Here is a 22,944-nt window from a genome sequence, read left to right on the forward strand (position 1 = left end):
GAATGCTTGGCAAAATGACCGCAACAACAAAGAAAGTCGGATAAACTGGCAGTTTACCACCAAGGAATCAAGAGTGAAACTAAAAAGACTTTATCCGTCATTTAATGATTAACATAACACTAGGTAAGTTGGTACTGATCAGCTTGTCCGTACTGGCTGAAAACGACTCAATGGTTTTGTATTCCTGGTTAAACCCGGCCAATACGTTGAAGGCATGTTTTCCAAAAGTTTTCCGAAGGTTCGTATAAATATTATATACATTGTAGCGGGTATACGTATTCGAACTGCTCGCGCTGGAATTTCCGTCTCGCTTCAGAGGCATACCCGGTCCGAGGCGATAGGGAAGCGGAAATTGATAACGTTCCCCTTTATCGTTGGACCTACGGAAAGTCGCATCCCCTTTTAAACTCCAAACATCTTTGATCAGAGACATATCGAAAGAAAAGGTCGATTGAAAATCATTGGTCCAGGTGTTGGAACGTCCCCCTTCTTTCAAACTCCCGATCATACTGGCACCGGTCTTGGTATAGCTGCCATCCGGGTTGGTAATGACATTCAGCGAATTCGAACGGTTCACATTATGAAAAAACAACCAACCTCCGTATTCCGGCTCATCGTATTCACTATAGGTAAAAGAAGTATTGTTTTTCAGTACCAACCAATCGGTTAAGTTTACATCTACCTTCCCCCGAAAATTGTATCGATCGTAAATATCATTGCCATAGCGCAGCATTCCTTCCTGACGGGTATAATCCCCGGAGAGATAAAACGTCACCTCTTCTACACTCTTAGATACACTTATATTGTGATTCATAATGGTAGAAGAGCCGGTATAGATCTCGTCAAACCAATCGGTAGCACCATAATATTTCCAGGCTTCGGGGTTGTTCGGATCTACGATGACTGCGGGAGCAGAAGGATCATCCACCCGCTTTTGCCCGTAAGCAAAGTCTACATCTTGGTACAAGTCGTACCAGGGTTCAGCCATTACGTCTTTGTACTTCATCACCTGATACGGGTTTGTAACCACCTCCGGTCTGCGGGTCAGCTTTTTCGTTCCGTAATTGGCATTATAAGTCACTTTCAAATCTTTGGACGTTCCGTTTTTGGTGGTGATCAACACCACGCCAAAAGCCGCCCGGGCGCCATAAATTGCCGCAGAAGAGGCATCTTTTAACACCGAGATACTGGCAATATCATTGGGATTCAATAAAACCAACTCCGATTCCGTCACCGGGACATTGTCCACCAAAATCAACGGAGAGCCTTTTCCGTCCCCGTTACCGGAATTGATAGAGGTAACCCCCCGAATGTTGATACGAGGAGCAGAATTAATCTGTCCGCTGCCTTGGATAATATTTAAGTTAGCTACCGAACCTTGCAAGCCACTGGAAATATTGGCAATCGGCCGGTCTTCAAGCACTTCCGCTCCTACAGCATCTACGGCACCGGAAAGGTTGATTTTCTTCTGTTCTCCATACCCTACTACTACCACCTCATCCAGAGTAGTGGCATCTTCTTGCATCACAATATTCACCACATGGCTATTCCCCAATTCCACTTCTTGCGTAACATAGCCGATAGAACTGAATACCAACACACTGCCCTCCGGTACATTAAAGCGGAAATTTCCTTCATAATCGGAGGTCGTTCCTCTGGAAGATCCTTTGATCAGAATACTCACCCCCGGAAGGGATAACCCTTTTTCATCGGTTACCTTACCTGAAACGGTCACCTCCTGAAGCACTTGTACCGGTAGCGCATGGCTTGACTTTTTGGCAGCTGATTTTTTAACACTGATATTCTCATTGACTTGCAAAAAACGCAATTCGCCTTTCCGGGCAATTTCGGTCAACAGCTCCGCTACACTGATATTTTTCAGGTTAATATTCAAGCGCAACTGTTTGTCAATAGCTTTTTTATCTACGGTAAACTGATAATCCGTTTTGTTTTCGATGGCAGTAAACACTTCCATCAAAGAGGCATCTTTCACATGAAAAGAAATATACACCTCCTTGATGCTTGTACGCGTTTTTTGGGCATTGCCTTCCCGGGCAAATAACAAGGTAAAAACGCAGCTCTGGACGAGAAATCCAATTAAAGCATACTTCGACAGCATTTTAATGAGTCGTAAAAGTTTTTTTTCCATAACTTTGTAGCGTTAGGTTAATTAATTATTTAATTATAAGCATACTCCTCCCGGCCAGGCGTGCCAAGCTACACCGGTTGTGAGTAATGTTATTAGCAGCAAGGGACCAGTGCATTGCAGTACTGGTTTCTTCTTTTCTAGCTAGTATTCATGTCTTTAAGTCAGCATATTTGGTTGCAAAAAATACGATTATACATTGTTAGGTTGTTGGTAGTGATCAGGCTTAGGTATTCGGTTTTTCATAAGAACAGATTTTATATGCTCACCCAACACGTTGAATGAGTATTCAAAATTTCCCAGTAGGCCAACTGTCCTCATGCAACAAGTAGTGATTCGAATGTGTTAGGTTATTATCTATTATTAGGTTCAGTCGGCAACAGTTCGCTTTTCTATCTCTCTATTCATACTCAAGGTAAAATGCCTTTACTTACTCTTGACGGAATACGGTCTATTGATATACTTTGACCCAATCTACAATCATTTGCACCGGCAAGTCTTCCGGTTTGACTTTTCCTACCCATGAGCCACCCAGTTGTTGGTCGATTAACACATAAAAAGGTTGATCGTAGGGCCATTGTGAAGGGTCTACCCCTTCTACCCTTGGGTAGCGGAAGGTTTCTTTCCCGTTCAGGGTAAAAACCAATTTGTCAGGATACCATTCCAAACCGTACGTATTAAATTGATTGATATCCACTTTGGCCGTTCCATGATGCGGAGGGTTTTCTTTTTCTTTCAATCCCAAGGTGTAATACGAATGGGTAGTTTGGTAAATGATCTCGTCAAAATTGAGATGCTCCATAATGTCAATTTCCCCATTTCTCGGATATTTTCCATATTTCTTTTGCTCAGCCAACATCCACATTGCCGGCCAGGCACCTTGTGCGCATTCCAGTTTAGCGTGTATTTCTATCTTCCCATATTGAAAAGCAAACTTTCCTTTGGTATACACCCCGCCGGTTAAAAAGGGCCTGGGATCATTTACCGTATCCGGGTTGACAATGCCTTTTAAATATAACTTCCCGTCTGATAGGCCATAACATTGAGGATCGTTGGTCATATGTTTTCCCCAATCCGCTTGATTCGGAGGAATTTTGGTCCACTTGCTTGTATCCAATTCCGAATTATTAAAATCATCCTGCCATACGACCTGCCAATCCTCTTTTACTCTTCCTTCTTTTTGCACATAGATATAAGAGTCAAGCAATTCGGAAGGTGATTCCTTACACCCTGTAATAAAGATTACAAGTGCGATGATCAGATACGGATACTTTTTCATTTCTATTTCAAATTTGAGTTATTGCCTACTAAATACTTTTATATATGAATGTCAGCTCCCTATAAGCACAAGGCTTATGACATTAGGTAGAGGAAGAATATTTATTTTGTTTCAAATTGTCTATCCTCACCAATTACGCTCCTCAAAACATGGTGATCCACACCTCTTTTCCTTTGATTTGGTAATTAAAATTCAATGAATAACTCAGGCTTTTCAACACCGCCTCCAATGCCTGTTGACTGTAAGAGGTATTGATCAGGACTTCCCGGTTCTGAGGATTTTCCAAATGGATGGTGACCCCGTACCAACGGCTGAGTTTTTTGACAATCTCGGTCATTCCGTCTTCCTCAAACACCAGATTACCAATACGCCAGCCAAACTCTTTATCAGGGTCAAACGGCCGTTTCCCTAACTCGTTTGAAATCCGTTGATACACAGCCTTTTCTCCAGGAATCAAGTGTATTTCCAGAGGAGATTCTCCCTCTATATTTACCTGAACTTTTCCCGTAGCCAAGGCAACACTCGTAACGTTTTCTTCCGGATAGGCCGATATACTAAAAGAGGTACCCAACACCTGAGTACGGGTATTACCCGCCCGAATGATAAAAGGCATCAAAGTATCCCGCTTCACATCAAAAAAGGCTTCTCCTTCCAGGTATACGCTCCGGTTTTTTCCGGTAAATTTTTCCGGATAACGCAAGCTGCTTTCCGCATTGAGTTTGACTTCGGTGCCATCGGCCAGGTAAAAATTCGACTTGGAACCTGCCGGATTGTATTTGGTGACCCACTGGACTCCTGCTTCTTCCTGTATTTCAAGGGTGTTAAAGTAATACAATCCCCATCCAGATACGAATAATAAACCGATCATAGAGGCTATTTTTATCCAGGAGAAATGCTTCTGTTCTGCTTTTCGATGGACTTTAAAATGTGTTTTTTTCACTAGAGGTGATCCGGAAGAAACCGATTGACGAAATTGCTTCCAACTACCTTCGGCATTATAAGAGGTGGTTTCTTCTTGGCAAAGACCCAGTAAATCCCAACTTTCTTTAAGCTCACGAAAATACTCAAAGTTTGCCTCCGAAGCGTCTATCCACTGAAGCAGCACTTCCCGTTCTTCTTCCGATATTTCTCCGGTGATAAACTTGACAGTTAATTCCTCTTTGATCTTTCGTTCGTCCATTTTCCGTTTGCTTTGCTCCTATGACAAGCCTCAACGGATTTACCCTTACAGGTTTTTAATTTTTTTTCAAGAAACTTTCGGAAGAAGGTAGGAGGAAAGAAGGACTGAGGGATTGAAGGATTGAAGGGGGGGATTATTAAGGCTACTCCATTATACACCACAAATTACCCTATATGTTTCTTTAACGACCTATTTGTGGTTTTAAGAGCAATCAAATGCAATTGGAAAATAGTAAAGCGCTTATTTCAACAACTCGCGCAGTTTGAGCAAACCTCTGGAAATTTGGGTTTCTACGGTTTTCACTGATATCCCCAAATGCTCGGCAATCTCCCGGTACTTCATTTTATGAAATTTACTGAGTACCAACACTTCCCGGCAACGCTCCGGCAAAGCCTCCAAAGCTTGTCGAACTTTCTCTTCCAGTTCTTCCTGCTCTGATTTAAAGGCCTCTTTGGGCAAGGTGACTAGTTCTTCCTGTTGTTGGTTTTTCAGGACTTTGAGGTGTTGGTAATGCGTGTCCCGTACTTTCCGGGCATTGATATGATTCAGGCAGAGATTGTGAATCGCTTTATAAAGATAGGATTTGATAGAGGTGTTAATCTGAAGTTCTTGCCTTTTGTTCCACAGCTTTAAAAAGACTTCTGACACGACCTCTTCAGCCGTATGTCTCTCCCGCACAAAGCTCTCTGCATACAAGCACAACCTTACATAATAATTTTTATACAAGTACTCAAAAGCCCAGTCCTCCCCCTTTTGCAAGTGGGGCACCAACGCGGTGCCTTCTCGCCCAGGAGATGTTTCAGATAAATAGTTTTCTGTTTGCTGTTGCTCTTGCAAAATTAGTGCTTCCATAAACTCTGGCTTGGGCTTTTTCATTCTTATAGGGCAAATTTATCGAACACAGTTGATTGCTCTTCAAAGGGGCTAATGAACAAATTAAGAAGTTTTTGTATCCGTGGAGTAAACGTTTTCCCCAAAAAGCAAATGAGCAATTACCTAAAAAGCAGGTTTACTCTGGTAATTCCGGTTTGGAAAAGTCCATATTCAAGCGGGAAAAACAGATGGGTTAAAGAAGGGATTCTTAAGGGTGCTTTTCTCTCTATTGTGTAAACAGTGTTACTAGTTAAGCTTGTAAGTTTCATTATTTTCATAGTTACGTTCTTGCTTGTAACCTTTCACCGGACCACAGTGAAAGTGATAGTTGCTTTTTCAAACTTAATCAAAAGTTACGGGTTGACAAAGTTATGAAGCCTGCATACCTTGTAATTTTTCTATTCAACAGGTACCTTCCCCTTTGCACAAGCAGGGTAAAAGCCTATTTATTTCGCTACCGGATTTTCCATATCTTAATACCGGAACTCGGGATATTTCCCCAAAAAACAATCAATCAATCTGCCTATCGTAATTCAAATGAGGGGATAAGGCATAGTCCTTCTACTCCCCATGGACACCAGCCGTTGGAAAAACAAAAATTATGAAGTGCGTTTATCCGGTTAGCGCTTCAAAATTTTTTCAAAAGTAGTATCGCCCAGTTGCTTGGCTACATCCAAGGCACTGAGCTTTCGTTGGTGGGTACGGGCCTCAGCATCCGCTCCGTTTTTCAACAATAACTTGGCAATGGCATAAAGTTCTTTACGGGCCTGGGTAATCTCTTTAGCCGAGAGTTCCTTTTGATACAGAGAAGCTTCTCCGGCTTCATTTTGTTTTAACTCACTCAATTCTTTGGCCACTATCAATAAAGGGGTAAGGTTGTTATCAAAGTCACTTTGCCGGAGCATCCGGGCCCATTCCGGGTTTGAAATGGGCAAATTCACATCCGCCCCTTTGGCAATGAGTAGTTTTACCATGGCTTTGTTATGAGCCTGGATGGAATAATGCAAAGCCGTGGCGCCCCGCTTATCAATCAAATCAACAGGATATCCCTTCGCCAAAATCTCTTTTACCAAAGTACGGTCTCCCCCATTGCAAGTAGCAGCAGTTGAGAGCAACAAATTTCCGGAAGGGTCAAACAACTCATTAATTGCTTTATTTCTCAAATCGAAGGGGATATTTTCCCGTTCAATCATCCGGAGGCGGTCAAAGATCCACTTTTCTGTCAGGGTATCTCCTTGTGTGTATTTTGCCTGCCAATATGCTGCCGACTCCCGCTTAGGATCATACCCTACTTCTAAGAACAACCGGATCAATTCGAGTTGGCAATTATCTGCGGCCCATTGTATAGGCATACCATAGCGTGAAATCACATTGACTTCCGCTCCTTTTTCCAATAAAAAATCCACCAGCTCCCGGTTGCCCCTACTGGAAGCGTAGAACAACAAAGTAGGCTCCCAGGGTTGGTTGCGGTAGTTCACATCAAACTGATGTGTTTCAATTAGCTGTTTCACCTTTTGGGTTTGTTCTTTGCGAATATACTCTTCCAGTTGCCGTTTGAGCGCCTTGTCATCAACATCTGTTACGGTATCGGCAGTTGCTGCACAAGGAACCGTCAGCAAAAGGCTCAATAAAATACTACAAACTAAGGCGCTCAAATGATACATAAATTTGGTCTTTAATAATAGGTTCGGTGTTAAACAAAGCTACTTCTATTCCACTGTAATTCAAAAGTCCCGTTACATTCCGGAATCTTATACAGCCATCGCTACGGTTTCAAATACGTTCGGGCAATACATTACCGCTACTTTTCCGGATAAAGAGAACTGATATTATCATGCCATAGCAAGACTTCGAACTTTTTCTTTTTTGAAAAAAGGAATTATGGCACCCACTCATCTAAGAGCATGTTTACATTTCACCTTTTGGGCTAAAAATCCCCATTTCAGGAACCTCAACGCATCTTTTTTGAGAACCCTAAACTGAAAATTTTCATCATCAAAGGGGCGGCCCCCGCAACAAATTTTAAACAGGCTCTACTATGAAACTTCTCCTCATAATATTAACTTTTCTAAATGAAGTAGATGTACCATTAAATTGCTTTCGCAAATGCAATGCAAGGAAATAGACGATTAGCAGCCATCATGTTTACTGATATGGTAGGATACAGCGCACTGTCTCAAAAAGACGAAGCGCTTGCCTTGGAATTGCTGGATGAACACCGCCTGTTGTTACGGCCTTTTTTTGAAAAGCACGAAGGAAGAGAAATCGAAACTGCGGGGGATTCTTTTTTTGTGGAATTCAACAGTGCGGTAGAAGCCGTACAATGTGCCATAGAAATTCAGTCAGCCTTGTATCAGCGGAATAACAAGGTTGATAAAGAACGGAGAATCTTATTGCGCATCGGCTTGCATATCGGGGATGTGGTGATCAGTCAACAACATGTACACGGAGATGGGGTTAATATTGCCGCCCGGATGGAACCCTTGGCCGCTCCCGGGGGAATTTGTATTTCCGAAGACGTAGCCCGGCAAATCCGTAACAAAGTGCCATTCCCGGTGATCAAGCTGGGTAGAGGAAAACTGAAAAACATTTCCTTGCCCATTCATATTTATTGTATTCAACTTCCTTGGCAAAAGCAAAACCCGCATCTACCTCAAAAAACGTCCGTCAGGCACCTTTTTCTCAATATCGGTTTAGCCCTGCTTGCTTTGTTTTTGGCCTTTCTTCTCTTCAGAAGCCATCAATTAGAAAATAAAACCACTTATTCCAAAACCCGACTGGCCGTATTACCCTTGACCAATATTAGTTATGATTCGCAAAATGAATACTTTGCCGATGGCATGACTGAAGAGCTGATTTCCAGTCTGTCAAAAATCGGGGAGTTAAGAGTGATTGCCCGTTCTTCCGTTATGAAGTACAAAGGAGGGCAAAAAGATATTGCACAAATCGGAAAAGAATTGATGGTAGGTACCATATTGGAAGGTAGCGTGAGAAAATTTGAAAACAAGGCCCGGATTACGGTACAATTGATAGATGTTTCGACTCAGGAGCACCTGTGGTCAATGGATTATGATCGTGAATTAAAGGATATCTTCCACATTCAGAGTGAAATCGCCCAAAATGTAGCCAAAGAATTAAAAGTCAGACTAATAGCAACAGAAAAAGAACTCCTGTCAAAAATTCATACCGATAATATCAATGCCTATCAGGACTACCTGGTGGGAAAGTATTACATGAATACCAGAACATCCGAAAGCATTCATTCAGCTATCCGGCATTTTGAATTGGCAATCAATCAAGATCCTCAATTTGCGCTTCCTTATGCCCATCTTGCCTATTGTTATACATTGGCCGGTGTGGCCGGTTATGGTGAAATTTCCCGGGAAGAAGCTGAGAAAAAAGCTTGGAATGCGGTAAACACAGCCTTACAGCTCGACAGTACACTGGCCGAAGCCCATGCTGCTTTGGCCTATATTCAATTCCGAATTGATTGGGATTGGATTAGTGCCGACCGGGAATTCCGCAAGGCGATCTCCTTAAACCCCAGCTATGCCACCGCACATGAATGGTATGCCTTGTTCTTGAGTATTCATACACGGCTGGATGAAGCACTTGTCGAGATTCAAAAGGCTTATGAGCTGGACCCTCTCTCCCTCAGTGTAAATACCGGGTATGGCCGGGTGTATCATTTTAGAAATGAATTAGACAAAGCCATTACCCAACTTGAGAAAACACTAACACTGGATCCCGGTTATGCTGAAGCCTACTTTGCTTTGGGTATGACGTATTATAAAGACCATCAACCGGAAAAAGCTTTGCCTGCCATGCAAAAAGCAGTAAAGCTCTCCGGGAGGCGTCCGGTAATGTTGGGATTAATGGGACTGGTTTACCTACAAAAAGGCGATACTACTATGGCCCTGCAACTATTATCAGAACTGGAAACCCCTCCTATGAATAGTGATCAACTTTATGCTTGTGCGTTTATCAAAATGGGCTTGGGACGCGAACATGAAGCCTTTGATATTTACGATCAATTGGTGAAAGAAAAATACGGAGTGCTGATTTATATGAACGCTGAACAAAATCTCTTCAAAAAAAGTAATAGACTTCATCCTCGCTTTCAAAAGCTTTTGGATCAGATAGGTTTTCAAAAATAGTTGTATGCACTTTTCAAAACCCACCTGTAAATCTCCGGGGCATTCACATAGTAGAGGCTGTCTAAAAAGATAATATATAAACACTGGGGTTTGTACAGGAGCAATGAATTGCAAATCAAAAGCTTGTATTTCATAGCCTGTCTGGAATTTTATGCTCTTTTGACTTTTTAGACAATTCCCCCCTTTCGGTTACAAAGAGGCAGAAGCTTGTTGAAGCAGGTTGGAAAGCAATGGGTAATCCACCTCCTGGCCTTCGGTAATGGTAGCGGTTTTTCGATCTGGACTTGACATGGATTTGAAAAGCCCTTCGATTTCATCAAGCCCACCGGCATTAAAAACCATAAAAGAAACCTTCTTTTTGGCTACATGGATTACACAGGCATAAGAGCCATTCTTAAGGAAATGGGGTTTTCCGTATTGTATCCGTTCTTCAATGGAGGGGATGGTTTTCCGGATCATGTTACGCAATGATTCACAAATACTCACTTGCCAGCCCTCGTGTTTTTGAATGTATTCAGTGACTTCAGCATTCATCTTCGGTTGATTTAAAGTTTAAGCAAAAAATATTGTTTTGGGCATTCTTTTCTCTTACTCCCCCACATTAACCGGATGGTGTAAATGCTCTTACCCTTGTGCATAAGCCTCTTTCAATTTATGGATATCAAGTTTGTCCATTTGAAGCATCGCCTGCATGGCCTTTCGCGACTTTTCAGCATCTTCACCATGAATCAACTCATTCAAACCGTTGGGCACCACTTGCCAGGATACTCCGTATTTGTCTTTCAACCAGCCACAACGTTGCTTTTCTCCTCCTTCGGAAAGCTGTTCCCACATTTCATCGGTTTCCTCCTGTGTTTCACATTTGATAAAAAAGGAAATTGCTTCCGAAAAGGTAAATTGAGGTCCTCCGTTCAAAGCCATAAATTCTTGTCCGTTGAGGTAAAAAGTGATCGACATCACTGCTCCTTCCGGTATTCCGGATACTTCTGCCGCCTCTTTTCCATAGCGACTGATGCTTCCGATTTTTGAGTTTTTAAAAATAGAAGTATAATAATTTACGGCCTCTTCGGCATTGCCATCGAACCATAAAAAAGGGCTGATTTTCTGTGAAATTGCGTGTTCCATTCTTCCAAGGTTTTTAAGAGTTTGATTGTAAAATTGATACCACAAATTTACTCCCTTACTTCTTACCTTAGAAGGTGCAAAAACGACATTTTGAAGGGCAAAATACGACATTATAAAAACCCGGTTTCATTCCCAAGGAATATTTCACGGCAACGTCCCCTGTAAAAAAAATCAAAACAGGTTGAATGCCCTGAAATTAGGTCTACTCGTCAAGGGAGAAAAAGCCCATGGAATATTCAATAATATAAACAGTAAACCGGCTGTAAACCAAAGTGCCATGGTTTTAAACTTTTCTTTGTCTGCGGCTTTCCGTTTGGCTTTGGCCGAACCTATCGTAATGATCAGAATGGCGATAAACATCATGGAGCTGTGTTCCATTCCGAAAAAGCGGATTTCCCTTTGATGGACCGCTTCGCCAAAGTTCTGAAAAAAGTAGGTGATTAAGGGACTGATAAAATACAACCACAGGCCGATAAGTAACTGTATATGGGCAATAGTAACAGTCGTATGCCTAACGGTATTGTCAAATTCAGAAAAGGTACTTTGAGAAACCCATCCCTTGTAAGCCCGGTAAAGAGCAAAACATAAACTGGCCAAAACCAACCAACGAACAATCGAATGAGTTGCTAACAATGTTGCATACATATCACAAATATTTAACTTCGGAAACTAGAATTCACAAGAAAGGCCAAAGATAGGTATTAGAGCACTCCGCGCTCGTTTAACAATCATTTTTATAGACAAAAATAGTGCGTTTGGGAATTTTCAGCGTTGCTCCTTATTTAATTTATGAAGTGAATTAAACTCTTTCTTTTTCCGAAAAAATGTTTCAAAAAGGCCTCCTCTGTCTTACTTTTTTCAACAATAGCGTTGGCTATTCTCTTCAAAAAGTACCTTGATGAGCCGATTTTGATTCCATCTTCGGTCAAAAACTATACGTTTAAATCACTTCTATATCAAAAAAAGCCCTCCCGGAGGAAGGCTTTTCAATACATTTTTAACTCGTGAATTACTACCTGGTAATTACCCCAAGCTCGGCCACACAGGCCCAGGCTTTTCCATCCACTTCCTTAAGCGTACGGAAACGGATAAATTGTCCTTTCACAGGTTTTTCAAAACGGATTTCTTGCAACATGGGGTTGTTTTTGATATTGTCAAAACTTCCTTTTGCAATAGCTTTGCCCCAGTTTTTTCCATCTTCACTTACGTAAAATTCAAATTCTTGTACCGTTCCACTGATGTTTCGATCGGTACGTGGCTGATAGGTAAAACCCTTTAAATCAGTTTTTTGCCCTAAGTCCACGGTAATTTCATGCGGGTGCCCTTCGGTGTTACCGTCCCAGGGCGTATGCCAATAGGTGGAAGGATTGCCATCAATGGCTTTGTCCCCTCCGTAATTTTTCACGGCTTCATCCGTAGCGACCAACTTCCAGTTACCTTTGCTGATATCAAACGATTTTTCGATCAGCTCACTGGCTTGGGCAGCCCCTTCTCCAATGAATGCCCGGGCTTTTACAACTCCTCCTTCCTTTAAGACAAAAGGTTGGGTATAACGGGTAGAGGCAGTAGTAGGCTCGGAACCGTCCAGGGTATAATAAATAATCGGGTCCGGTGTTTGGCAAGCGATGTGCACCTGCCCTTCTTTCGAACGGGTAATCTGCGGGTCGCTAAGAATTTCAGGCCCTTTGTACAAACCGATATTGGCCAAGGTAGGGGTCGCCCGGCTGGCAAGGATCTTCACCCGTACTTTGCCGGTTGTCACCATTGGGAAGCGTAAAATCCGTTTGTAACCCACCACGGTATACCCGGCAATTTTCTGCCATTGCCCGTCCAGTTGTGCTTCTACTTCAAACTCTCCGATGCGTTGCCCGTGGTTTTTGATGTCTTCTTGCAATACGAGCCGGTTAAAGGTCTTCTCTCCGTTCAAGTCCAGTTCAATAGTAGCTTGGGCTTGTGCCGGCTGCCAGCTGGTTTCCAAATTACCATCCAATGCATTTTCAGCCGGATGTCCTTCCATCGTAGTTTCACTTTTCGCTTTGGCATCAGCAGCCAGGTTATGCGCAAATGTTTCCTTCACAATCCGCCCTACCTCTCTCAAGCGTTCCGCATCTTTGTCCGGGATCAGGCCCCTTCGGTCAGGCGTAAGGTTTAGCAGAAAGACCGTATTTCCCCCTACCGAGCGGTACCAGGTATCCAACAATTCATTCACGGTTTTTACATACTGCTCCTCATCCCGGTAAAACCAACCGTGGCGAATGGAGGTATTGGTTTCGGCCGGATACCAGTACAGGTATTTACCCTCCTTCACTTTGGCGTCACTGCCCAGGTCTTCCTGGGTCATGTCCGGCCAATTGCCTTCTTCCGGCTTGTTCGGGAAAGGAATCACACTCCATTCGTCTTTCCTTGTGTGCCCGGCTTCGTTACCACACCAGCGTACATCCGGTCCTTTGATCGCAATGACGGCATTGGGTTGCAGTTTGCGGATCATATCGTACCAGGCCTCGTAGTTATAAGTCTGTCCGGTACCGGGTTTGGGATTGGCCCCGTCAAACCACAACTCCGAAATTTCCCCGTATTCGGTTAGCGTTTCATAAAGCTGGTTCATAAAATAGGTATCGTAGTCAGTCAGTTCGTATTCGAAAACCCGCTCCACGGATTTTTGGTGGTCCGGATCGGAAGGGATTTTGGTCAGCTTTCGTTCGGAACCATTGCCATAAAGCCCTCCTTCCCGTTCAATTTCGTGCAAGTCGGCCGGAGAAAGGTACACGCCTAACTTGATACCTTCATCCTGACAAGCTTCGGAAAGCTCCTTCATTACATCCCCTTGACCGTCTTTCCAGGGGCTGTTTTTTACCGAATGCTCTGTATAGCGGCTGGGCCAAAGACAGAAGCCATCGTGATGCTTGGCCGTAATCATGGCCATTTTCATCCCGGCGTCCTTCATCACACTCACCCACTGACGGGTGTCCAGTTCGGAGGGGTTAAAAAGAGAAGGGCCTTCTTTGCCGCTGCCCCATTCCACCCCGGTAAAGGTATTGACCCCAAAGTGTAAAAAGGCAATGAATTCGTGTTTTTGCCAGGCATATTGCCTTTCGGTGGGTACTACCCGGGCCGCCTTTTGGAGAATAGCCTCAGGGCTATCCCCTTCTTCAATTTTAATTAAGTTGCTTGTTTCCGTTTTTTGTTCTTTTACCGGAGGCTGGCAGGCCATCCCCCAGAGTAGCATAATGAATGCAAGACAAGTAGTTAGTGATCGATTCATATTTATCATGTTTGGATTGAATACCAAAGCTAGTGAAATTTCTCGGAAGCGCGCTTTTGTGACTTTCATGAGAAAACGAACACATAATACCTTTCAAATCAACACTTTGCATAAGGTCTTCTTAGCAAATTCCTGCAAACGTTTGCCTGAAAAGTATGAGAAAGAAAGCACTTTATGAGTAGTGAGGAAATAATAAATACTCCCGGGTTTGCTCCAGGCCCGGCAACTACATCTTTCACCGGGAGGCTAAGAAACGTTTGAATAAGCAAGAATAACTTTAAAATATATACCCATATGGCAGTATCAAAAATATTTAAGAATCTTTGATAGTTTTTAAAAATTACGTACTTTGAGGTAAGGGTATTTTTTAGTGGAGCTAAACAAGCATCAAAAAGAGAAAGTGTTGAATAACCCACCGGAAAGCCTTCATGATGGGATAGGAGTTTTGGCAATAAACAAATTAACATCAATTAAACGATAAAGCCATGCAATCTAATTACTTAAGACACCTCGGTCATATTATCGACCAGAAGAAAAGAGCTCAGCGGATGAAATTGCTTACCGCTATTGAGCAACCTACAATCCCTCCGGAATTCAACCCGAAAGACTATCTCAGTTTTTTAATTCACGTAGATGCCGAGTTGGAACACGGATTAATGGTACAATACCTCTATGCAGCCTACAGTATGGGTGGAGACCAAATTGAAGAAAAGGACCGTGAAAAAGTAAAGCGTTGGCAGGAAATTATTTTGGGCATTGCCAAAGAGGAAATGGGCCACTTTGTTTCGGTTCAAAACGTGCTAAAGGTAATTGGTGCCCCTTTGAACTTCGGCCGGCAGGATTTTCCATGGGACTCCAAGCTCTATCCCTTCGAATTTTGTCTGGAACCATTTACACTTAACTCCCTGGCCAAATACGTTTATGCCGAGTCACCGGAAGGCTGGATTGAACCTAGCCCGGACGATGATCAAGAGACATTGGAAATAAAGCAGGAAATCAGAAACGTACTGCAAGATACGGAACATGGTGATCCTGTGGGTGTCATATTCGCAGAGGTTCTTAGTATTATCAAGGACCCTAAACTCATCCCCGATAATGTCTTTCTGCCGGAAACCTACCCCCTTCAGGCGAAATTTGACGAATGGGGAAGAGGCTATAAAGGCGGGGCGCGTGGAAACAGTACTCTGGGTAACCCCAAAGGTGCACCGGATGTATTGGTAGCTCCTTTAAGCTCCCGTTCGGATACGGTTGCTGCCCTCGAAGCCATTGCCGAACAGGGTGAAGCCACATCCGGTGAAGAGAATGAGTTATCCCATTTTGAAAGGTTTTTGGGTATTTACAAAGAATTGAGAACAATGCCGGTCGACTTTTCCCCTTCCAGAAATGTTGCCTTCAATCCCACCATTGCCGAGGGAGTTGCCGACCCTTCCATTGACCCCTCGGAAGGAGAAACAAGTGATCAGCGAAGAGACATTATCGAAAACCCTCTGGCACAAACCTGGGCCAATCTCTTCAATGTGCGCTACAGGATGTTACTTACTTTATTAAAACATAGCTTTCTGTTAGATGACGGATTCAATTATTCAGGTGCTTATTCTCCAAGAGGGACTATTATCCACTCTACCTTCGGAGAAATGTACAACTTAAGGAGTATAGCCAATGTGCTGGTAAAACTTCCGATAAGCACAGGTTCCGATATCATGGCAGGCCCTCCCTTCCTGATTCCCTACACGATAGATTTACCCTCCAGTGAGGCAAGCCGATGGAGAGTCCATCAGGATTTACTGGAAGCCTCAGGTGCACTCATTGAAGTGTTGCTTCAGTCTGGTGATGAATCCAACCACAAATATTTGTACTCCTTAAGGGAGGCGGATAAGCAATTGAACAACATTGCTGAAAAAATAACTGCTGTACCTGCTTAACGAACTTTTTAAAACTGAGCATATGAAAATCATAGATATAAGAATTTTGCCTCCAATGGCTATTGGAAGACTAGGCTCTTCAGAAATACCAATGGCCGCATTTAACCTGAAGGTAATGGAAGATAAGCCGCTCGATTTCCGGCAAATCGTCCCCAAAGAGTCGCTGCAAGTTGACCCGAATACAGGTGTCATAACTAGCTATCAGGAAGAAAACATCATCTTCAAAGATGCCGAGAACATCAATGACAAAAACGGAAAAATCCGCCCGGTGGCGCCATTCTTAGAAGTTTTTGCCATTACAGATGAAAATCCGGGTATGCTGGTCCCTTTAACCTTAGGCTTGCTGGAACAGGCCGGCTTATCCGTCAATGACATTTCATGGAATGTGCATGTAGGTAATATTAAAATATACAGAAGGACCCAAAATGAAGACGACAAAATCAGTGCTGAACTGACTGACATTACCACTCATGAACGCAAGCCACTGCTAGGCTTTTGTAATAATTTTCGAGAAGGGAAAACCCTTCCTTTAGGGCATATACAATTTATTCAGCCAACGGAAGAGTTTCCGGAGATCAGGCTTCGCTACACTCCCGGACCGGGGAAGGTGTACGGAACCAGAAAAGATAGAATTGAATCTGCCGGGGCAGAACCTACACCAGATCCTGTGTATCAATATTACGGAGAAGATTTCCTTCTTTATAATGAATCCGGTGACTGGTTAAACTATAAGGAAAAGGGAATCCCCAATCCAATGTATACTAACCCGGCTCAAATATTTGCAGGCTATTACATAGACGAAACCCAGGAGCAGGTAAGCTGGGGATACCTGGACGATGAATGTGATGGATTTGCTTCGGTACATTTAAAAAATTACGATGGAGAAGTACTGAAAGCCAGAGCCCATATCAGTGCCGGGCCACCGGCCTTTGCACCGGATACCTTGCCTGTAAGAGTGGTAACCGATGAATTGGAGCAAATCCTTTTGGGGCCGGAAGTAGATCAGGAAGTGCCTATTGAAGATGCCGAAGAAATTATCAGACGTGCACTGGAAACCGTACGTTTAATGAATACGGCCATCATGAACGGAAATCTTTACGATGGCCAGTCCAATGTAGCCAGTACTATGGTGAGGCAGGATACTAACGACTTCGGAAGGCTATATGAACCCATCATGGCTACTTCGTTGGTGGATAATTTGGCCGTAAGAGCGATTCACGAGCGCGTGTATAATGGCATAAGCACCGGAGCTACCCCCTGGTTTGAAAATGCCTTGCGCAGACCGAATAAAATAGGCAACCTCTCTAACGAAGAGCGCAGAAAAATGCCTGCTTTAATGAGGGGGGCCGATGGAAGGGCTTTATGCTTTACTCACCGGCAAATCAATACTATCATCAGATGTGCCGCTTCGGCCATGTTTAGCAATGCCAGTAAAAAACTGGACATAGACGAGGGCAGCCCCATGGCAGTCAATGACCTGAGTGGTCAGCTGCATTACCGGGGCAAAGGAAACCCCTTCTCCATTTTACCCAGAACCGCTATCTCCAATTGCTTTCCGGGCTTGGAGTTCGATTTCCGGAACCTGTGGCGCAGGGCATTTGTAGGGCTTACCTTAATAGAGAACAACAACTATGTGTTAGAGGGGGAAGGTGAACTCAGCGACCTGCAATATCACCGCTTAGTAGGTATTGACGGAGAGCCCACTATGGTACTCACTTCCGGGCCAACCTTCCCGAATGGCGGTAACAATACTACCTTAATCACCACCGACAATCCTAATGGAGTCTCCTTTATGGAATGGTCAAACAACCTGGCCAAAGTATTGCAAAAGCAAGGCGAAGAAGTGGACTGTTATTTTACCAGATGGGAAGAGAAAACAGAAGTGGTGGTGACCAAAGAGGAACTAAACGATACGAATGAAAAACTCATCAAGAGAAGATTAAAAGTAAATACTTTTTTTGAGAAAGACAGTGCGGAGTTTACAGACAGTATCGTTCTGCCCGGTGAATTAACCCAAGGCTTATGTGCCCCATGGCAAAATGACTACCGCGAATGTGCCTGTTACTATTGGGCAGCCAGCCGTCCTGATTATGTAAACGTAGAGCCCGGTGAAAATGGGCTTAGTAAAGGAGACAACTGGATGGCTAAGGAAAGAAGTGGCAACTATATTCCTGACAACCGCACCGACAGCCGGTTGGTTACCTACGATGATCTTTTTAAAGATTGGGAAGGTGAACTCAACTTTATCGTAAAAGGTAAAGATGCCTTAGATTCAAATGGAGATCTAGATCTATGATTAATCGAACCCTAAAAGAAGAAGCCAGTCCTTATACGAAAATAGCCCAAGGGCTGGCTTCTCATATTGCCGAAAATTCAAAACCGGCTTCTGCGCATGTACACTTGATCAAAGGCGCAAAAAAAACACAGCTATTTATCCCCAATGGTAGCAGGCTTTATCAGATCACACCAGAAACGGAAGCCTATTTGGCTTCCTTAATGGATGCCAAAGACGAAAAAGCAATCCGGTATGAACTGGTAGCATTGGGATTGGATGCACCTGCCCTGATCAGTGATGAACCTTTACAGGATCCGCCTCTGCATGCTTTATCCCTGGCAATTGCCCAAAAATGCAATATGGGGTGCTCTTATTGCTATGCCGATCAAGGCGACTTCGGTGGACCGGCCAAAAAAATGTCTCTTGAAACGGCCAAAAAATCAATCGATTTATTGATCAACGGACGCCAAAAAGGAGACAGGGTACAATTGACTTTTTTGGGTGGAGAGCCTTTGATGAACCGGCAAGACTTGAGAACCGCCACCGAGTATGCTGCCAATCTCGCAGCGCGCAAACAGATAAACATCGGTTTTTCCATCACCTCTAATGGCTCATTGGTGCGCGAAGAGGATGCCCGCTTTTTCGAAGAATACGGCTTTGCGGTCACCATTAGCCTCGATGGCCTGAAAGAAGCGCATGACAAGTTACGCCCTTTCAAAAACGGCACCGGGAGTTTTGACCGGATCATGGAGAAAATAAAGCCTTTGTTAACTCTCCAGAAAAACATGCAGGTTTCTGCCAGAGTAACCGTAACCCCTGACAATATGAATTTAGCCAAAGCACTGGATGAATTCATTGATATGGGCTTTCACAGTGTAGGTTTCTCTCCGTTATTAAAATCCAGCAACGGGGAAAAGGAAATGTCTAAAAAAGACTTGGAGCATTTATTGGCCGGAATGATCGAATGTGGTTTGAAATTCGAACATGCCGCGCTTCAGAACAAAAGGTACCCCTTCTTAAACATGGTGAACGCTTTAAAGGAAATAGGGAAAGGAACACACCGCCCCTACCCCTGTGGAGCCGGAGCCGGATATATGGGGGTATCTGCCGATGGGGAATTGGCGGCCTGCCATCGATTTGTCAATGAACCCAAAGGCAACATGGGCACTCTTGATGGGGGGATTGATCCGGCTCTTCAAAATGGTTGGTTGGCAGAACGGCACGTGCACCGACAAAGCCCATGTAACAATTGTTGGGCACGCTATTTATGCGGAGGAAGTTGCCACCATGAAGTGATAGACAAAGGAAGAACCGCCTGTGACTACATCCGGGGATGGCTGCATTTTGCAATCCAATCGTATGAAAGAATCAATCGATTGACCCCCGACTGGAACAAATGACATAACAGGCATTGCAGTACTATGGACAATTATGATATTTGTGTAGTGGGAGCAGGGCCTTCGGGTTCCGTAATTGCTAAAAAGTTAGCCCGGTTCGGTTATTCTGTGGTACTGATTGAAAAAGAAAAATTTCCACGAAAGCATATCGGCTTATCACTAACTCCCGGCATACATCATTGGTTGGGTTTATTGGGTTTAAAAGAAGAGGTGAACAAGGCAGGCTTTACCCGGGCCTTAGAATCGTTCATACTTTGGGAAAGTAATGAGGTAGTCAAAAAGGAGTTTAAGCCCGATTTGGCAGGATACCATGTAGACAGGGGCAAGTTCGATCAAATACTGCTTCACTCGGCCTTGGCTGATGGTGTCCGGCTTTTACAACCCTGTACAGTAAACCGGCTGGATCAGTGCGATGACGGAGACTGGAAAATTTCAGTGACACAATTTTCTACCCAAAAGCATCTCTTCGCTAAATTTATAGTAGAAGCGACAGGCAGAAAATCCGTTTTAACAGGAAGCAAGAAGGCTTATTTACCCAAAACCTTAGCGACTTACACGTATTGGAAATCAATCCCCACCAACCCTGTCTCATTTGTGGAGGCAGGTAAAAACGAATGGTACTGGGGTGCTCCGGTGGGCAAGGGCTATATGGCCTGTATTTTTTCCGACCCGGAAACTATAAGGAAATTTGCATCCGTTCAGGATTTTTACTTCCGCACAATGAACCACTCTTCCTTATTCGCCTCATTGGGAAATATTGGAGGTGCCGGTGATATAATCGTTTGCGATGCTACGGCTTATAAAGAAGAAAGACCTGTTTCTAACAGATATATTAAGGTGGGAGATGCGGCATTCACGATGGACCCTTTGTCATCACAAGGTGTACAGAAAGCTATCAAATCCGCCTATCAAGGAGCCATTGTGGTTAACTCGCTACTAAAAGACGGGCACTCCCATGCAGCACTTGAATATTATCATACTTTGATCAGAAATGAAGTTTTAAAAAACACTCAATGGACCAAACAGTTTTACAACAGGCAGAAAAGGTTCGATGGAGGAGCGTTCTGGGACGTGAGGAAGGATGCTTTCATCCCTGGTGCGAAAGAGCCCCCCGAGACGAATGTTTCCCTAAAGAAAGAAGACCGCCTGTTTATGAATCCAAATGCCGTAATTATCGATGTTCCGGTGGTGGGGGAATATCGCATAGAATATTGCAAAGGTGTCCGCTTAGAAGAGAATGACGAACCCTTTGTGTTCCTTCAAAACACCTCTATTGCTTCACTGATCAAAAACATGCACGGTAAACCCTTGATAGAATGCCTTCAAATCATTGAACATACAATGCCTCATTCGCCCCCCCTGGAAGTACTGCGATGGTTGCTATACCATAGAGTGATAAGCAATTAAAAAGCACCTTTAGCTTTCCATCAAGAGAGGTATTCTTTAATAACATCCAAGTTTTTCCTCTTTAACACAGGCCGGTGTTACGCTGTGACAGTCCCCTCATTTTACCATAGGAATAAACGTATTCTCCTAAAAAAGCAGCAATACTTTAGAAACCTTTGATAAAAGGTAAACCTTGTATAAATTTAAGTATCGCATGAATTTTTATACTTTTTTGGGAGTAAAGAAGTGAAAAAATAAGCTTCCGGATAGCCGGCCGACATTTGGTAAATAATGAAGTGAATTAACCTTTTTCTTTTTCCTAAAAAATGTTTCAAAAACGCCTCCTCTGTGTTACTTTTTTCAACAATAGCTTTGCTATTCTTTTCAAAAAGTGCCTTGATGAGCCGATTTTGATTCCATCTTCGGTCAAAAACTATACGTGTAAACCTCTTCAATATCAAAATTATTTAATAATATGAAAATTAGAATTGTAACCTTAAAGCAAGCAATAGAATTAGTTAAAGCCCACGAACCTCTATTTATATGGGAAATAATTGAACAATTGGAGAGCTGCGTTTACAATAGAAAAATAAGAAATGAAACCAATCCAAATGACGGCTTAAGTGATGAGTTGAAAAACCAACAACTTAATTTAATCAACACGTTAGACACCGATAAAATCATTGAAAAACTAGGTGCGTTTTCTGATGAAGTTTTGGTCTATGAAGGGGAAACAAAATTAAAAGAGCTTATTCTTGATAAAACAATCGTAATCATAAACGGTGATTTAGTTGTTGAACAAAGTATTAAAGACAATTATGATGATGATTGTTTATTTATAGTGCTAGGAAATGTAAAGGTTGAAAGTATAGTCACCTATTCCTGGATGTTTATTTCGGGGAATTTAACCTGTGAAAATGTTACCATTTGTGATTCCTCCAGTAATAAAACCATGTTTGTATGTGGAAATATGCGTTCGAAAACGATACTAGAAAACGGACATTCTATTATTGTTGGCGGGAAACTCAATGTGGAGGATATTTACTATATTTCTAAATATAGCGTACAAGATGAAAATGGATTTATAGAAGCAAATTCGAAAACGCCAATACAAGAAATTCTCAATGAAGATCAAAGCTATATGAACCTGGATAAGGCACTTGATTATTTAGACAAAGGAGGAACAAAGTTTACCGTATAAGCCGTCTGCACACGGCAGTCCGATGTAATTAGGCTTTGTACTTCCTAAAATTAAAGGCTTGTACGAAACGGCCCAGAACCCAACCCCTTAGCCACTCATTGGTGATGCCCGGTTTTTCGTCAATTTGTCTGATGGTAATAAGGGCAACAGATGTTAATTGTGAGCTTACTCTTACAACTAAGAGCGATATCTTCATTGTCATTTTCCGATCATATTTTTTAAAAGAATACAATCCATTCCTAGAAAACTCCTCAATTTGCGACCTGATTGCTTGGGGGATCTACAAAAAACTGGAGTTAGAAATCTTAAAACAACCCTCCGTTAAACCTTTATTTATATTTGACAAAAAGACCATAATAAATGACTACTCATATCATATTGCATTTTGCTATCTAGATAATTGTACGGAAAAAAGCTATATTAAAACATTTTATCTATTTCTAAAGGGGGCTTTGAATGAGGGAGTTATCAGTGGAATTCGAGAAGCTTTGCAAAATAGACTTGGTAATAAGGCTACAATCACCAACAAAAAAGTAAAGAAACGCCTTACAAGTAAAAGGGGTAAACGCCTCAGAAGGTCAATTCAGCTACAAGTATTCGCTAAAAGCAAAATTAGATATGCCAAAAATGAAAACGGATGTTGCTACTTATGTAAAGTATGAACTAGAAAAAGTATTTAATCAAAAACCTGAAATTGAGACAACAAAAAACTAAATCCACAAAAAGCCCTACCAAGGAAGT

The 22,944-nt window shown here is 42.8% G+C and carries 16 protein-coding genes; 6 read left to right on the forward strand and 10 right to left on the reverse strand.

What is annotated here, in order from left to right; genetic code table 11:
* Positions 1-97: 97 nt before the first annotated feature.
* From AAG747_RS26330 to AAG747_RS26350, 5 genes are all read right to left on the reverse strand, one after another.
* The gene (locus AAG747_RS26330; RefSeq protein ID WP_346824246.1) at positions 98-2,149 is read right to left on the reverse strand and encodes a SusC/RagA family TonB-linked outer membrane protein; all 2,052 of its coding nucleotides are present in this window, start codon (positions 2,147-2,149) and stop codon (positions 98-100) included.
* Positions 2,150-2,597: 448 nt separating this feature from the next.
* Positions 2,598-3,425, reverse strand: coding sequence for a glycoside hydrolase family 16 protein (locus AAG747_RS26335; RefSeq protein ID WP_346824247.1), 828 nt, complete (start codon positions 3,423-3,425; stop codon positions 2,598-2,600).
* A 142-nt stretch (positions 3,426-3,567) separates the two neighbouring features.
* Entirely contained in the window at positions 3,568-4,605 is a 1,038-nt protein-coding gene (locus AAG747_RS26340; protein ID WP_346824248.1) for a FecR family protein, read from the reverse strand.
* 240 nt (positions 4,606-4,845) lie between these two features.
* Positions 4,846-5,457, reverse strand: coding sequence for an RNA polymerase sigma-70 factor (locus AAG747_RS26345; RefSeq protein WP_346824249.1), 612 nt, complete (start codon positions 5,455-5,457; stop codon positions 4,846-4,848).
* 641 nt (positions 5,458-6,098) lie between these two features.
* Positions 6,099-7,142: an ankyrin repeat domain-containing protein gene (locus tag AAG747_RS26350; protein WP_346824250.1), complete on the reverse strand. Its 1,044-nt coding sequence runs from the start codon at positions 7,140-7,142 to the stop codon at positions 6,099-6,101.
* A gap of 447 nt (positions 7,143-7,589) precedes the next feature.
* Between AAG747_RS26350 and AAG747_RS26355 the strand changes: the two genes are divergently transcribed.
* Complete coding sequence (locus AAG747_RS26355; protein ID WP_346824251.1) at positions 7,590-9,635, forward strand: tetratricopeptide repeat protein; 2,046 nt, start codon at positions 7,590-7,592, stop codon at positions 9,633-9,635.
* A gap of 189 nt (positions 9,636-9,824) precedes the next feature.
* Here the strand turns inward: AAG747_RS26355 and AAG747_RS26360 are convergent, their stop codons facing one another.
* The 4 genes from AAG747_RS26360 to AAG747_RS26375 all read right to left on the reverse strand — a co-directional run bounded on the left by AAG747_RS26360 (position 9,825) and on the right by AAG747_RS26375 (position 14,022).
* Positions 9,825-10,169 carry a DUF1801 domain-containing protein gene (locus AAG747_RS26360; RefSeq protein ID WP_346824252.1) on the reverse strand — a complete coding sequence of 115 codons (345 nt, stop codon included), beginning with the start codon at positions 10,167-10,169 and terminating at the stop codon, positions 9,825-9,827.
* Between the two features lie 90 nt (positions 10,170-10,259).
* Positions 10,260-10,760, reverse strand: a complete 501-nt coding sequence (locus tag AAG747_RS26365) for a VOC family protein (protein ID WP_346824253.1) — start codon at positions 10,758-10,760, stop codon at positions 10,260-10,262.
* 171 nt (positions 10,761-10,931) lie between these two features.
* The gene (locus AAG747_RS26370; RefSeq protein ID WP_346824254.1) at positions 10,932-11,405 is read right to left on the reverse strand and encodes a hypothetical protein; all 474 of its coding nucleotides are present in this window, start codon (positions 11,403-11,405) and stop codon (positions 10,932-10,934) included.
* A gap of 367 nt (positions 11,406-11,772) precedes the next feature.
* Positions 11,773-14,022 carry a discoidin domain-containing protein gene (locus AAG747_RS26375; protein WP_346824255.1) on the reverse strand — a complete coding sequence of 750 codons (2,250 nt, stop codon included), beginning with the start codon at positions 14,020-14,022 and terminating at the stop codon, positions 11,773-11,775.
* A 485-nt stretch (positions 14,023-14,507) separates the two neighbouring features.
* Between AAG747_RS26375 and AAG747_RS26380 the strand changes: the two genes are divergently transcribed.
* The 5 genes from AAG747_RS26380 (at position 14,508) to AAG747_RS26400 (ending at position 22,203) form a co-directional block, all read left to right on the forward strand.
* The gene (locus tag AAG747_RS26380) at positions 14,508-15,944 is read left to right on the forward strand and encodes a ferritin-like domain-containing protein (RefSeq protein WP_346824256.1); all 1,437 of its coding nucleotides are present in this window, start codon (positions 14,508-14,510) and stop codon (positions 15,942-15,944) included.
* 22 nt (positions 15,945-15,966) lie between these two features.
* A complete protein-coding gene (locus tag AAG747_RS26385) occupies positions 15,967-18,240 on the forward strand; it encodes a hypothetical protein (protein ID WP_346824257.1) in 2,274 nt (757 codons plus the stop codon).
* Entirely contained in the window at positions 18,237-19,619 is a 1,383-nt protein-coding gene (locus AAG747_RS26390) for a radical SAM/SPASM domain-containing protein (RefSeq protein ID WP_346824258.1), read from the forward strand. The genes AAG747_RS26385 and AAG747_RS26390 overlap by 4 nt, the downstream gene beginning before the upstream one ends.
* 21 nt (positions 19,620-19,640) lie before the next feature.
* The gene (gene qhpG, locus AAG747_RS26395; protein WP_346824259.1) at positions 19,641-21,023 is read left to right on the forward strand and encodes a flavin-dependent monooxygenase QhpG; all 1,383 of its coding nucleotides are present in this window, start codon (positions 19,641-19,643) and stop codon (positions 21,021-21,023) included.
* A 454-nt stretch (positions 21,024-21,477) separates the two neighbouring features.
* Positions 21,478-22,203 carry a hypothetical protein gene (locus tag AAG747_RS26400; RefSeq protein WP_346824260.1) on the forward strand — a complete coding sequence of 242 codons (726 nt, stop codon included), beginning with the start codon at positions 21,478-21,480 and terminating at the stop codon, positions 22,201-22,203.
* A 28-nt stretch (positions 22,204-22,231) separates the two neighbouring features.
* Here the strand turns inward: AAG747_RS26400 and AAG747_RS26405 are convergent, their stop codons facing one another.
* On the reverse strand, positions 22,232-22,405 hold the full coding sequence (locus AAG747_RS26405) for a hypothetical protein (RefSeq protein ID WP_346824261.1): 174 nt from the start codon (positions 22,403-22,405) through the stop codon (positions 22,232-22,234).
* Positions 22,406-22,944: the final 539 nt, after the last annotated feature.

The sequence above is a fragment of the Rapidithrix thailandica genome, assembly GCF_039710355.1.
Taxonomy (GTDB): domain Bacteria; phylum Bacteroidota; class Bacteroidia; order Cytophagales; family Flammeovirgaceae; genus Rapidithrix; species Rapidithrix thailandica.